General features: G+C 57.7%; 12 protein-coding genes and 1 pseudogene. 7 read left to right on the forward strand and 6 right to left on the reverse strand.

Features of this window, described 5'->3' with window-relative positions:
- Nucleotides 1-67: 67 nt before the first annotated feature.
- The 4 genes from uraH to MUU46_RS06315 all read right to left on the reverse strand — a co-directional run bounded on the left by uraH (nucleotide 68) and on the right by MUU46_RS06315 (nucleotide 4,414).
- On the reverse strand, nucleotides 68-403 hold the full coding sequence (gene uraH / locus MUU46_RS06295) for a hydroxyisourate hydrolase (RefSeq protein WP_159752161.1): 336 nt from the start codon (nucleotides 401-403) through the stop codon (nucleotides 68-70).
- Entirely contained in the window at nucleotides 400-2,145 is a 1,746-nt protein-coding gene (gene hpxK / locus MUU46_RS06305) for an allantoate amidohydrolase (RefSeq protein WP_374684992.1), read from the reverse strand. The genes uraH and hpxK overlap by 4 nt, the downstream gene beginning before the upstream one ends.
- Before the next feature lie 18 nt (nucleotides 2,146-2,163).
- On the reverse strand, nucleotides 2,164-3,396 hold the full coding sequence (gene pucG, locus MUU46_RS06310; protein ID WP_159752158.1) for a pyridoxal-phosphate-dependent aminotransferase family protein: 1,233 nt from the start codon (nucleotides 3,394-3,396) through the stop codon (nucleotides 2,164-2,166).
- Nucleotides 3,397-3,574: 178 nt separating this feature from the next.
- Nucleotides 3,575-4,414 (reverse strand): MurR/RpiR family transcriptional regulator, encoded by an 840-nt coding sequence (locus tag MUU46_RS06315; protein WP_258965105.1) that lies wholly within the window; start codon nucleotides 4,412-4,414, stop codon nucleotides 3,575-3,577.
- A gap of 110 nt (nucleotides 4,415-4,524) precedes the next feature.
- On the opposite strand from MUU46_RS06315, the gene MUU46_RS06320 reads away from it, so the two are divergent.
- The 4 genes from MUU46_RS06320 to hpxZ are packed head-to-tail and all read left to right on the forward strand — an operon-like array spanning nucleotide 4,525 to nucleotide 8,062.
- Nucleotides 4,525-6,111, forward strand: a complete 1,587-nt coding sequence (locus MUU46_RS06320) for a gamma-glutamyltransferase family protein (protein WP_258965115.1) — start codon at nucleotides 4,525-4,527, stop codon at nucleotides 6,109-6,111.
- Between the two features lie 9 nt (nucleotides 6,112-6,120).
- Nucleotides 6,121-6,309, forward strand: coding sequence for an oxalurate catabolism protein HpxX (hpxX, locus tag MUU46_RS06325; protein ID WP_258965116.1), 189 nt, complete (start codon nucleotides 6,121-6,123; stop codon nucleotides 6,307-6,309).
- On the forward strand, nucleotides 6,306-7,682 hold the full coding sequence (locus MUU46_RS06330; RefSeq protein ID WP_258965106.1) for an AtzE family amidohydrolase: 1,377 nt from the start codon (nucleotides 6,306-6,308) through the stop codon (nucleotides 7,680-7,682). Before hpxX ends, MUU46_RS06330 begins: the two co-directional genes overlap by 4 nt.
- Nucleotides 7,679-8,062 (forward strand): oxalurate catabolism protein HpxZ, encoded by a 384-nt coding sequence (gene hpxZ / locus MUU46_RS06335; protein WP_258965107.1) that lies wholly within the window; start codon nucleotides 7,679-7,681, stop codon nucleotides 8,060-8,062. Before MUU46_RS06330 ends, hpxZ begins: the two co-directional genes overlap by 4 nt.
- 71 nt (nucleotides 8,063-8,133) lie before the next feature.
- On the opposite strand, the gene puuE is transcribed toward hpxZ, so the two are convergent.
- Both puuE and hpxA read right to left on the reverse strand, forming a co-directional pair.
- Nucleotides 8,134-9,081 carry an allantoinase PuuE gene (puuE, locus tag MUU46_RS06340; RefSeq protein WP_258965108.1) on the reverse strand — a complete coding sequence of 316 codons (948 nt, stop codon included), beginning with the start codon at nucleotides 9,079-9,081 and terminating at the stop codon, nucleotides 8,134-8,136.
- A 35-nt stretch (nucleotides 9,082-9,116) separates the two neighbouring features.
- A complete protein-coding gene (gene hpxA / locus MUU46_RS06345) occupies nucleotides 9,117-9,851 on the reverse strand; it encodes an allantoin racemase (protein WP_159752147.1) in 735 nt (244 codons plus the stop codon).
- 226 nt (nucleotides 9,852-10,077) lie between these two features.
- Between hpxA and MUU46_RS06350 the strand changes: the two genes are divergently transcribed.
- From MUU46_RS06350 to MUU46_RS23100, 3 genes and pseudogenes are all read left to right on the forward strand, one after another.
- Nucleotides 10,078-11,547, forward strand: coding sequence for an NCS1 family nucleobase:cation symporter-1 (locus MUU46_RS06350; protein ID WP_258965109.1), 1,470 nt, complete (start codon nucleotides 10,078-10,080; stop codon nucleotides 11,545-11,547).
- 120 nt (nucleotides 11,548-11,667) lie between these two features.
- Nucleotides 11,668-12,192: a rhodanese family protein gene (locus MUU46_RS06355; protein WP_258965110.1), complete on the forward strand. Its 525-nt coding sequence runs from the start codon at nucleotides 11,668-11,670 to the stop codon at nucleotides 12,190-12,192.
- 408 nt (nucleotides 12,193-12,600) lie between these two features.
- A pseudogene (locus MUU46_RS23100) lies at nucleotides 12,601-12,714 on the forward strand (hypothetical protein); the annotation flags it as partial.

The raw sequence follows: 12,714 nt of genomic DNA on the forward strand, positions 1-12,714 counted from the left end.
TTGTAAGCGCGTGGCGCCCTCACCCCAGCCCTCTCCCCACGGGTAGAAGGCCAGGATGAGGGGGCTTTCACGACCCGCGATACGTTGACCAGCCCCAAGGGGCAATCAGAAACGGCAAATGATAGTGGTCTCCACTACGCGGCAAGGTGACGTCAATTTGTGCCGACGGATACAGCGTCTCCCGCCCGGTTTGCGCAAACCACTGCCCAATCTCCGCCGTCAGTCGATAGCGCCCTGGGGCTAAATCGCCTTCGGCCATCGAACCAATGCGCCCGTCAGCATTGGTTTCTGCCTCCTTCAACAACTGCCAGCCGCTTTCCGTTTGCTGCTCCAGGCGAATCATCACGCCCGCCGCCGGTTTTCCAAGCGACGTATCCAGGATATGAGTCGAAATATGGCTCATCGGGCAAACACTCCTTCCAGTCGAAGTTGGGTAATTTGTCGCAGCTGCCGCAGCGCCTCCTGCACTTCATCAGCCTCGGTATTTTTCAGTCGCTGTTGCAGAATCGAGAGGATTTCTTCCCCGCTGCGCCCTTTGGCGCGGATCAGGAACACGCGACCAAACCGCGTTTCATATTCGGCATTCCCTTGCGCCAGTGCCTGTGACAGCGCCGCATCATGGCGATTGACGGAAGACTGCTCCTGACGTGAAAATGCCGATTCCGCTGAAATGCCTTTCGGTTTATCACCAATGCGCGGATGCGCTGCCAGAGCAATGTCCAGCTCCGCTAACCGCCAGCGTTCGCTCAGCGCGACAGCGGTTTCCAGCACACGTTCAACGCTCGAAAAGGGTCGCGCCGCCACCAACGCATGTTGCCATTCCGGCAGCGCAACGCAGGCCGCAATCATCGCTGTCGCCTGTTCCGGACTGGCGGCATTGAACTGCTGCAATGCATCCGGCAGCACAATTTCCTGCACCGCCAGGCTGAACGCCTGCAACGCTACCGCGACGTCACTTGCCTCGACGGATTCCGCAGGATGATGACTGATGCCACCCGCGCAGCGCACAAACAGCATCGCCACCGGCCAGTATTCAGCCAGCGCCATCGAATCGTGTCCGGCTCCACTCGGCAGCGTTAGCGCTCTGCCCTGCACTTTTTCGCAGGCGCGAATCAGCGTGTCCTGCAGCCCCGGATCGCACGGTGTGGCGGGCGTGGTGTAAAAAATATCATGGGAGAAAATCAGGCCGCGCTGCTGCGCAATCTGCTGCGCTTTTTCCAGCAGCTTAATCAGCAACACTTCGCGCGTTTCATCGGACGGGCTGCGAATATCGAGGGTCAGCGAGACGCTGCCGGGAATGACGTTCACCGCACCTGGCTGGCAATTCAGCGTGCCGACCGTCGCCACCAGCGTCGGGTCGCTCGTCCGGGTCAGCTGTTCGACAGCCACCATCCATTCAGCGGCCCCGGCCAATGCATCGCGGCGCAGATTCATTGGCACCGTTCCGGCATGCCCGGCTTCACCGTCGAAACGACAGTTCAGGCGACGCGCGCCATTGATGGCGGTCACCACGCCCAGTGCTAAATTTGCGCCTTCCAGCACCGGTCCCTGCTCGATATGCAGTTCCAGACTGGCGCTAAATTCTTGCGGTAAACGCGCTGCGTGGGCGATTCTGGACGGGTCCAGCCCGGCGTTAACCATCGCCTGCGCCACGCTGATGCCCTGCGCATCACTGCAATCCAGCCATTCCGGCGGCCAGGTGCCGGTCAGCCCACGACTGCCGAGCAGCGTGATGCCAAAACGGGTGCCTTCTTCGTCGCCGAAACCGACGATTTCAATCGCCTGCTCCGCACGCACCTGATGCTGGTTCAGCCACGCCACGACCTCAATGGCCGTCAACACCCCGAGCATGCCGTCGTAGCGACCGGCGTTGCGCACCGTATCCAGATGCGAACCGAGCAGCAGCGCGGGCGCGCCTTCCTGTTGCGCTTCGTAGCGCCCGCAAATATTGCCCACCGCATCCTGCCAGGTGGTCATGCCCGCCTCGGCCATCCACTGCGCGACGCGCGCGTTAGCCTGTAAATGTTCCGGCGAGAGGTACACCCGGGTGAGTTCCCCGGGCGTGGCACTGATTTCAGCCAGCTTATCGCTGCGCGCCATTACACGCGCCGCCGCCAGCCGGGCTTCTTCGGGCGTCATTGGCATCACGTTCTTTTGCATCAATCACCCCTCGTAGGTGTCCCAGGCCGCCTGCATCGCAGCGCCCTGAGTGGTAGCGAAGCCCAGACGGTTCAGTACCGCTTCCAGCGCGGTCAGGGTCTGCAATACGCAGTCTTTACGCGCGTTGTAGCCCATGGTGCCGATACGCCAGATTTTGCCCGCCAACGGGCCAAATGAGGTGCCAATTTCGATGTGGAAATCGTTGAGCAGGCGCTGACGCACTTCTTCGCCGTGTACGCCTGCAGGAATCACCACTCCAAGTACGTTGTTCATTTTGTGGGAGATATCGCCGAACACCTCGAGCCCCATGCCCTGAATGCCGTTCAGCATCGCGCGGCCATGCAGTTCGTGGCGGGCGATCAGCGCGTCCATTCCTTCTTCCAACATGATCCGTGCGCATTCCCGGGCAGCGAACAGCATACTGGTGGCTTCAGTGTGGTGGTTCAGGCGCTCCGGGCCCCAGTAGTCCATTACCATGCCGAGATCGAAATAATTAGACCAAATCATTTCGTCTTCGCCATCCTGATGCAGATCGGTGCGGATCCCCTGCTCTATGCATTTTCGCGCGCGGATCGTCGCTTCCATTTCGGCGCTGAGCGTGATCGGCGAACTGCCCGATGGGCCGCCGAGGCATTTCTGTAACCCGGCGGAGACCGCGTCCAGCCCCCAGGCATCGGTTTCGAGCGCGTTGCCGCCGAGCGACGCAGTAGCATCGGTATAAAACAGCACGCCGTGACGACGGCAAATTTCACCCAGATTTTCCAGCGGTTGCAGCATGGTGGTGGAAGTATCGCCCTGCACCGTCAGTAGCAGACGCGGTTTTACGCGTTTGATCTCATCTTCAATACGATCGGCGCTAAACACCTCGCCCCATGGCACTTCGATGGCATGGACTTCGGCCCGACAGCGGCGGGCAATTTCACACAGCAGATGGCCGAAGCGGCCAAACACCGGGACCAGCACTTTATCGCCCGGACGAATGGCCGACAGCAGAATCGCCTCTATTCCGGCGCGGGAGGTCCCATCCACCAGCATCGTCCAGCGATTTTCAGTGCGGAACACTCCACGATACAGCGCCATCACTTCGTTCATGTAGCCGGTCATCACCGGATCGTATTGCCCGATCAGCTGGCTGGACATGGCGCGCAGCACGCGCGGATCGGCATTGATCGGCCCCGGCCCCATCAGCAGGCGGTGAGGCGGATTAATGGGCGTAAATGGCTGAACCTCGAACATAGACACATCCTTTGGTCTGGAAACCGGTTATTGAAACGAAAGATTCTTTAATATCGTTTTTGCAACGAATGTGCCAGAGCATTTTTTCCGCTTTACACTTGATTCAGGCCCATTACCCCGCACCGCATTGATTCAAAACGGAACCCTGTGCAGGTGCAATTGCACCATCGCAGGGCATTTAGCGCTGTTCCAGTTCGTCGAGGGTGTGATAGAGATCGGCGATGTGATGAATGCGCTGCCGTCCGTCGCTGAGCGTACTGTGCAATAAGGCGTTGGAGAGTAAGTTCACCAGGCTCATGGCGCTACTGTAGCTGTCGAACGCCGAGACGCTGTCCAGCGGGGTCGCAAAATGCCAGCGGCTGCGGGCGCGGATCCCGGCAGCCTGCGGTTCGCTTAGCACCAGCACCTGCGCCTGTTGGGCCTGCAACGTCTCGAGCAACGGGCGGATCACCCGTGGACGGCGACGAAATGCCACCACAATAACCAAATCATCCGGGGTGATATCCACCACTTCTTCCGCCAGAGTCTGCCCGGGCTGCGGCATTAGCCAAACGTTGCCACGGCTTTGCATCAGCTGCTGGCGCAGATGCAGCGCCACCGGGCTGCTGTTGCGCAGGCCGACGATAAACACACGCTTGGCGGCGCTGAGTGCGGCGACCACTTCGGCGAACAGGTCGGCATCCAGCGCGTTGACCCATTGGGTGAGATTCGCCATTTCCTGTTTATAGTGACGCGCCAGCAGCGTGTTACCCTGCACCGCATCACGATCTCCGGTGAGTGGCATCCCGCTCTGGCGCAGTGTTCGCAGCTCGTCGCGCATATCTTTGAAGCGCTCATAGCCCAGATGCCGGAACAGGCGACTGACGGTGGCCTTGGATACCCCGCTGAGCCGCGCCAGCTCGGCGCTGTTGTAGCTCACCAGATCGTCAAAGTGATCCATGATGAACGAGGCCACGCGCTGTTCCTGTGGAGAAAGTTCGTTGTAACACGCCCTCAGGCGCTCATCCAGCTGCTGCATATCCCGTCTCCTGCAACTTTCGTTTCAACTCAGGCTGACACAGCTAAAGCTCACTCGTCAATCTGGAACGTTTTTTGCCTGATGAGAAAGAAGAGCTTCCACGGAGAAACATCATGCAAAGTAATTTGGCCCCCGGTGCCATGGCGGTAACCCCTCATCATCTCGCAAGCGAATCGGCGCTTTCAGTGTTGCGTCACGGCGGCGATGCCATCGAAGCGATGGTGGCGGCGGCGGCGACCATTGCCGTGGTGTATCCCCACATGAACGGCATTGGTGGCGACGGTTTCTGGCTGATTGTTCCGCCAGGCGGCGAGCCGATTGCCATTGACGCCAGCGGTGCCTCCGGGGCGCAAGCGACGCTTTCGTATTACGATGGTCACGCCAGCATTCCCCATCGCGGGGCGAAAGCCGCGCTGACCGTGCCAGGCACCGTGAGCGGTTGGGATGAAGCACTGAAAGTCTCTGCTGGACTGGGCGGCGGGCAGCTTCCGCTTTCACGTCTGCTGGCAGATGCGATTCGCTATGCCGCTGACGGCATTCCGGTGACCTGTTCACAGGCGAGCGCCACGAAGAATAAATATCATGAGCTTTCCGGCGTGCCGGGATTTGCCGGTACCTTTTTACAGCGTGGCGAAGTACCCTCAGCAGGCAGCCGTTTCTGCCAGCCGCGCCTTGCCCGTACCTTGACGCGCCTGGCGAATGACGGGCTCGATAGCTTTTATCGCGGGCCGCTGGCGCAACTGATGGCAGAAGAATTACAGGCCACCGGGTGTCCGCTGACGGGGCAGGACCTCGCCGGACATCGCGCGCGCCGTCGCGTGCCGCTGAAGCTCAACCACCAGCTGGGCGACATTTTCAATATCACGCCGCCGACCCAGGGGCTGGTGTCGCTGGCGATCCTCGGCATTACCGATCACCTCGACATGGCCAACGCCAACGAGGTACAGACCATCCACCGCATCGTGGAAGCCACCAAACGCGCATTTAGCCTGCGCGATAAATACATCACCGACCCGCGCCATGTGACGCTGCCGGTGCAAAGCTTGCTGGAAGCCGCCCCGTTGCAGGAGATGGCGGCCAGCATTGACGATAATCACGCCGCGCCGTGGGGCAAAGGCAAAGGTCCAGGTGATACCGTCTGGCTCGGTGTTATCGACGGCTCCGGGCTGGCGGTGTCGTTTATTCAGAGTATTTATCACGAGTTTGGCAGCGGCGTGGTACTGCCCGAAAGTGGCATTCTGCTGCAAAACCGCGGCGCGGCGTTCAGCCTCGACCCGGATCACCTGCTGGCGCTGGCGCCGGGCAAACAGCCTTTCCATACCCTCAACCCAGCGGCAGCACGGCTGAAAGACGGTCGCACGATGGTGTACGGCACCATGGGCGGCGACGGTCAGCCGCAAACTCAGGCGGCGATTTTCACCCGTCATGTGATTCAGGGCATGCCGTTGCAGGAAGCGGTTGCCGCTCCGCGCTGGCTTTTGGGTCGCACCTGGGGCCAGTCGACCGATTCGCTCAAGCTGGAGGGGCGTTTCAGCGAAGCCACTTTCACCGCGCTGCGGGAAAAAGGGCACGACGTAGAATGGCTGCCAGGCATGAGTGAAGCGATGGGCCACGCCGGGGCGATTGTCCGCCACCCCAACGGTATGTTGGAAGGTGCATACGATCCGCGCAGCAACGGCAGCGCAGCAGGATTCTAAGGAGTGATGATGAACGAGAATGCGTTTAACTGGCCTGAATATATTCTGCTGATGGAACAGCTGTTGGCGGTGCCGCTGGATACGCCGCGCCGGGCAGAGCTGGCGGTTCAGCTTAGCCGGATTGCCTCGATGGCCGCGCCGTTGATGGCGTTTGAGCTGCCGCACCGCCAGGAAGGTGCAGGAGTGTATCAACTATGACACTGAGCATTCGGGACATTCAGCAAGGACTACGCTACCACCAGTTCAGCGCGGTGGAGCTGGCGCAGCAGACGCTGGCTCGCATTAAGCGGGATAACCCGCAGGTGAACGCCTTCACCGAAGTCACGGCAGAACGCATGCTGCGCGAAGCCGCTGAGATTGACGCGCGTCTGCATCAAGGAGAGGCCCTCCCGCCGCTCGCTGGCGTGCCATTTGCGGTGAAAAATTTATTTGATATCGAAGGCGTGACCACGCTCGCAGGGGCGAAACTGTTCAGCGAAATGCCGCCCGTTGCAGCTGATGCGTTTGCCGTGCAGCAGCTGCAACGCGCGGGCGCGACGCTTGCGGGGGCGCTGAATATGGACGCCTACGCCTACGGTTTTACCACGGAAAACAGCCATTACGGTGCGACCCGTAACCCGCGCGATTTGAACCGCATTGCAGGTGGTTCATCCGGTGGGTCAGCCGCAGCGGTAGCAGCAAAACTGGTGAATTTTACCCTTGGTACCGACACCAATGGCTCGATCCGCGTGCCCGCGTCTCTGTGCGGCGTGCTGGGTCTGAAGCCGACGTTTGGTCGTTTGTCGCGATCCGGTAGCCATCCGTTTGTCGCCAGCCTCGATCACATCGGCCCGCTGGCACGCTTTACCGACGATCTGGCCCACGTTTATGATGCCTTGCAAGGCCACGATCCGGATGATAAATGGCAGTCCTCCCGGGAGGTTTCACCCGTTTCATCTATCCTGTCACAGAAAACCAATCTGCGCTGCGCCGTGCTGGGCGGCTGGTTTGATGAATGGAGCGACTGTAGCGCCCGCGATGCGGTGGCTCGAGTGGCACACGCGCTTGGCGCAAGTGACAAACTGGAACTGCCGAACGTGGCGCTGGCCCGTTCCGCCGCTTTTTTGCTGTCGGCAGCGGAAGGCGGAAACCACTATTTACCCGCGCTGCGTAGCGATGCAGAACGCTTTGAGCCTAACTCCCGTGAACGCCTGCTGGCCGGCGCGATGACACCATCAGCCTGGTACACCCAGGCCCAGCGCTTCCGGGCATGGTTTCGCGATACGACGTTGCCGCTGTTTAATGATTTTGACCTGCTAATCGCCCCGGCGACGCCTTGCAGCGCGACGCAGATTGGTGACAACACGATGCGCATTAACGGTATCGAGCTGCCGACCAAAGCCAGCATGGGTATGCTGACGCAGCCAATTTCGTTTCTGGGTTTACCGGTGGTCAGCGTACCGCTCAAAACCCACAGCGGTTTGCCAATTGGCGTGCAGATTATTGGCGCGCCGTGGCAGGAAGCGCAGTGTTTGCAAGCCGCCTGGCAACTTGAACAAGCCGGTATTCTTTATCAACAGGAAGACGTATGACGCCCGAAAACATTGACCGCCCGACGGCGCTAAACGACGTGACCGCCGCATTTTATCGTTATGAAAAAGCCTTAATCAGCAATGATATTACGGTGCTGGATGAGCTGTTTTGGGATGACGGGCGAACGGTGCGCTACGGCGCGACGGAGAATTTGTATGGAATTACGGAGATCCGTAATTTCCGTAATTCGCGGCTTTCAAAGGGGTTGGATCGGCTGCTGCGCCATACGACGATCACCACGTACGGTGAGGACATGGCGGTGGCAAGTACCGAGTTTACACGTGAGAACAGCGAGCGCGTCGGTCGCCAGATGCAGACCTGGGTGAAATTCCCCTGCGGCTGGCGCATTGTGGCGGCGCATGTGAGTTTGATGGGATAATTTTTTAGCCGGTACGTTTTTCTCTGACCCTCGCCAGAGGGAGAGGGTCAGAGTGATGGCGCCCCGATATGTCAGACGGTACCGTTGAACGGGTGCGTTTTCACCCAGTGTTCGGCGATATCCTGACGGCGGCAAATCCATACATCATCGTGGCTCTGCACATAATCCAGAAAACGCTGCAACGCGCGAAAACGTCCCGGTCTGCCTAACAAGCGGCAGTGCATGCCAATCGACATCATTTTTGGCGACGTTTCCCCTTCTTCATATAGCACATCGAAACTGTCTTTCAGATAAGTGTAAAACTGCTCGGCGGTGTTGAAACCCTGCGCGGTGGCGAAGCGCATGTCGTTGGCATCCAGGGTGTAAGGCACTATCAGATGGGGTTGGCTGTTGACCGTGGTCCAGAACGGCAAATCGTCGCCATAATAATCGCTGTCGTAGAGAAAACCGCCCTGCTCTGCCACCAGTTGGCGGGTGTTCGGGCTGTCGCGCCCGGTGTACCAGCCGAGCGGCTTTTGGCCAAACAGCGCTTCGAGAATTTCGACTGCCTGCTGCATGTGCTGGCGTTCGGTTTGAATATCGAGATGCTGATAGTGGATCCAGCGCCAGCCGTGGCTGACCACGTCGTAGTCTGCAGCTTTTATGGCGTCGACGATGGCCGGGTTACGCGCCAGGGCCATCGCCACGCCGAACACCGTCAATGGTAAACCGCGCTTTTGAAATTCCTGATGAATGCGCCAGAACCCAGCTCGGGAGCCGTATTCGTAGAGGGAATCCATCGACATATGTTTGTCGGGGAAACTGGGCGCACCAATGATGTCAGACAGAAACTGTTCGGATCCGCTGTCACCGTGCAGGACGTGGTTTTCTCCGCCCTCTTCAAAATTAAGTACAAACTGGACGGCGATGCGCGCACCGCCTGGCCACTGTGCATGAGGCGGTTGGCCGGCGTAGCCCGCCATGTCACGAGGGTAGTTTTCGGTAAAATGCCAGACGCGCTTGTCCGTTGCTGATTGCATGTTAATTCGACCTCTTTATCAGATGACCGCCGTCGTCAGCTCAGCATTTCGAAGCCTCCGCTCAGCGGCTTGTTATTGGGGTACGCGAGGTCGCCGTATTTGCTGGTGCCAAGACCCAGCGCCACAAGCGATTCCACCATTTTCACCGCCGCCGTTACGCCATCAATCACCGGGATACCCAGTTCTTGTGTCAGCTCGCGGGCAAGGTTCGCCATGCCGCCGCAGCCAAGGACAATCGCCCCGCTGCCGTCTTCGCGTTTTGCCTGAATACAGCGCTCGCGTACCTTCATCTGAGCAAGACCCGTGCCATCTTCCAGCGCCAGCACAGGTAAATCGATGGCGTGCAGCGCCGCGCAGTGATGTTCGAAACCATATTGCTGCAGTAAATGACGGGCGATGATCACCGTACGCGGCAAGGTGGTGACGATGGAAAAGCGTGTCGCTACCAGCGTCGCCATGTGCATCGCCGCTTCGGCAATGCCCACCACCGGCCCGCTGGCCATTTCACGCGCTGCGAGTAAACCCGGATCGCCAAAGCAGGCAATCACGTGCCCGTGTGCGCCCTGCGCTTTACCATGTTTGATTTGCTCCAGCACGCCGATCGCCGCGATGGCTTCATCAAAATGGCCTTCAATCGACTCCACGCCTTTTGTCGGACAGGTCGCAAGAATGGTGGTGCCCGGAGCCGCGACGCTGCGGGCGGCTTCGCCAATGGTGTGTGTCATGGCGGCGCTGGTGTTGGGGTTGATCACTTGAATCAAATGTTGCATCGAACGACATCCTCTTGTTGTTTTGCCCTGTCGTGAAGCACCACACCTGGGCAGTAAAATGGTTATCCGCACTGTAATAATGCACATCCTGTACCCGCACAGCCACGTTTGTGTGCATTATCGCCCTTTCACGCCCTGTATTCCTTGATAACAGAATCTGGCCCGATTCATGCAACGAAAGTTGCAGACATTCCGTCAGTATCTGTTTTTTAAAGGAGCAGATTTCATGCCAAATCAGAAACCAGAGTACAAATCGAGCTACAGTCCAAGATTGACCAACAACGATCTGGCGCCAACCCGGCAACAGAGTTGGTCGTGGTACAACATTTTTTCGTTCTGGATGTCCGATGTGCATAGCATGGGCGGTTACGTGGTGGCCGCAAGCTTCTTTACTCTCGGCTTAGCAAGCTGGCAGGTGCTGCTTTGCCTGTTGGCGGGTATTTGTATCGTGCAACTGTGCGCCAACCTGGTGGCGAAACCCAGCCAAATGGCGGGCGTGCCTTACGCCGTGATTTGCCGTCAGGCGTTTGGCGTGTTCGGCGCCAATATCCCGGCGGTGATCCGCGGCCTGATTGCCTTTGCGTGGTACGGCATCCAGACCTACCTGGCGGCCAACGCGCTGATGCTGGTCGGCCTGAAGTTTTGGCCTTCTCTGGTCTCGTTGACCATCGGCCATTTCCTCGGTCTGTCGCATTTGGGCTGGATCTGTTTTGGCATTATGTGGGTGCTGCAGGCGCTGGTGTTCTGGCACGGTATGAGCGCCATTAAGCGCTTTATTGATATCGCCGGTCCGGCGGTGTATATCGTGATGATGGCGCTGGCGGGCTGGATTTTGTATCAGACCGGGCTGGACGGCATTTCCTTTACGCTTGCCAGTAAACAGCTGAGTGCCGGAGAACAAACCTGGCAGATGATCACCGCCACGGCACTGGTTGTTTCCTATTTTTCCGGCCCGCTGCTGAACTTTGGCGACTTCTCGCGTTACGGCAAAAGCATGCAGGAAATTCGTCGCGGCAACCGCTGGGGGCTCCCGTTCAACTTCCTGCTGTTCTCGATTGTGACAGTGATTATTGTTTCCGGCTCGCAGTCGCTGTTTGGCCGCATGATTACCGACCCGATTGAAACCGTGAGCCACGTCGGCAACAGCGTCGCGATGGCCATTGGCCTGCTGACGATGATCACCGCTACCATTGGGATCAATATCGTGGCGAACTTTGTCTCTCCTGCATTCGACTTCTCGAACTGTTCACCGCAGAAAATCAGCTTCCGCACCGGTGGGATGATTGCCGCCGTGGGCTCTGTGCTGCTGACGCCGTGGAATTTGTTCCAGTCGCCGGAGCTGATTCACTATACGCTCGATGTGCTTGGCGCATTTATCGGGCCACTGTTCGGGATTCTGCTGGCAGATTTTTATCTGATTAAGCGCGGAAAAGTGGTGGTCGATGACTTGTTCACCGTTTCTCCTGCGGGTCGTTATTGGTACAAAAATGGCTTTAACCCCAAAGCAATTGCCGCTCTTGCCCCGTCGGTGGCGGTTGGGCTTATCATCAGCTTTATCCCGGCCCTGCATGAAGTGGCAAACTTTAGCTGGTTCATCGGCGCGTTCCTGAGTGCAGGCTGCTATCGCTGGATTGCCCGTCACGACAAAGAAGGTGTGAGCGATGCCTTCACCGGCGTGGAGATTGCCAAGGAGTAAGTACCGCGGGCCTGAATGCCTGAGGATTCGGGCCCGTAAATTGATCCCCCGACAAACACGAACAGGAATAATTAGGGTAGGATGCCCAACATAAATGACGGGTTATCAATAAGGAACGCTATGACCATCCCTTCACTTTCCCCTGCAGAGGCCAGGTCACTTCTGGCACAGGGCGCGGCCCTGATAGACATTCGCGAGCCGGATGAATATGCTCGCGAAAATATTGCCGAAGCGCATTTACTCTCGCTTTCCGCTATCGAAAATGGCGACCGGCTTGGGCCGTTCGAAGACTACGATACGGTGATTTTTTATTGTCAGTCTGGCACGCGTACCGCTCAGAATGCGCAAAAACTGGAGCTGGCGGTTGCCCCGGCCAAAGTGTTTATTCTTGAAGGTGGTTTGAACGGCTGGAAGAAAACGGGTGAAGCGATCCTGAAGGATAAATCTCAGCCGCTGCCCATTATGCGTCAGGTGCAAATCGTGGCGGGTACGCTGATTCTGATTGGCGTGATTCTGGGCTACAGCGTTCATCAGGCATTCTTCCTGCTTTCCGGTTTTGTCGGCGCAGGATTGCTGTTTGCTGGCATCAGTGGATTTTGTGGAATGGCACGTTTGCTAAGCGTGATGCCCTGGAATCGACGCTAGCGGCGATTTCCCCTGTCGGGTCATCATGGCAGGGGAAACATTCGCCATTGAGAACGGCAGAAACGACGAAGTCTTCATTAGCGCCGAACTCCTACCGGTGGACACAATACTGTGCGCCCTTTCAACGTCATGGTTGCCGTATGTGAATATTAAGAGCAGTAAAAAGAGAGTACGAAAATGTCCTTATTCTGTTATCCACCCCATACTATTTGATCTGATATTTATAAGCGCTTATCAGATTAATTCATGTTCAGACTATCTTCTCTCATATCGATAAGGGCGTTATTATTGGTTATCACTGTTTCCAGATTTATCACATTTGGAAATAACCACAGCCCCACGCCGTCTGTCATCTGAGCTGGACAATATCAACATCGCTTCATCATGTTCTTCCTGAGGCTTTGTTGAATAAATCGAACTTTTGCTGAGTTAAAGGATCAGATCACGCATCATCCGGCAACACGGGTCGTCCCATGGCAAAACAGAAGTTTAAAGTCACTAACTGGCGCAATTACAACAAAG

It is taken from the genome of Scandinavium tedordense (assembly GCF_024764965.1).
In the GTDB taxonomy this organism is placed as follows: Bacteria; Pseudomonadota; Gammaproteobacteria; order Enterobacterales; family Enterobacteriaceae; genus Scandinavium; species Scandinavium tedordense.

Coding starts and splice junctions, on each gene's coding strand:
- uraH (WP_159752161.1), bottom strand. CDS start 403: ATGAGCCATATTTCGACTCATATCCTGGATACGTCGCTTGGAAAACCG.
- hpxK (WP_374684992.1), bottom strand. CDS start 2,145: ATGCCAATGACGCCCGAAGAAGCCCGGCTGGCGGCGGCGCGTGTAATG.
- pucG (WP_159752158.1), bottom strand. CDS start 3,396: ATGTTCGAGGTTCAGCCATTTACGCCCATTAATCCGCCTCACCGCCTG.
- MUU46_RS06315 (WP_258965105.1), bottom strand. CDS start 4,414: ATGCAGCAGCTGGATGAGCGCCTGAGGGCGTGTTACAACGAACTTTCT.
- hpxX (WP_258965116.1), top strand. CDS start 6,121: ATGAACGAGAATGCGTTTAACTGGCCTGAATATATTCTGCTGATGGAA.
- MUU46_RS06330 (WP_258965106.1), top strand. CDS start 6,306: ATGACACTGAGCATTCGGGACATTCAGCAAGGACTACGCTACCACCAG.
- hpxZ (WP_258965107.1), top strand. CDS start 7,679: ATGACGCCCGAAAACATTGACCGCCCGACGGCGCTAAACGACGTGACC.
- puuE (WP_258965108.1), bottom strand. CDS start 9,081: ATGCAATCAGCAACGGACAAGCGCGTCTGGCATTTTACCGAAAACTAC.
- hpxA (WP_159752147.1), bottom strand. CDS start 9,851: ATGCAACATTTGATTCAAGTGATCAACCCCAACACCAGCGCCGCCATG.
- MUU46_RS06350 (WP_258965109.1), top strand. CDS start 10,078: ATGCCAAATCAGAAACCAGAGTACAAATCGAGCTACAGTCCAAGATTG.
- MUU46_RS06355 (WP_258965110.1), top strand. CDS start 11,668: ATGACCATCCCTTCACTTTCCCCTGCAGAGGCCAGGTCACTTCTGGCA.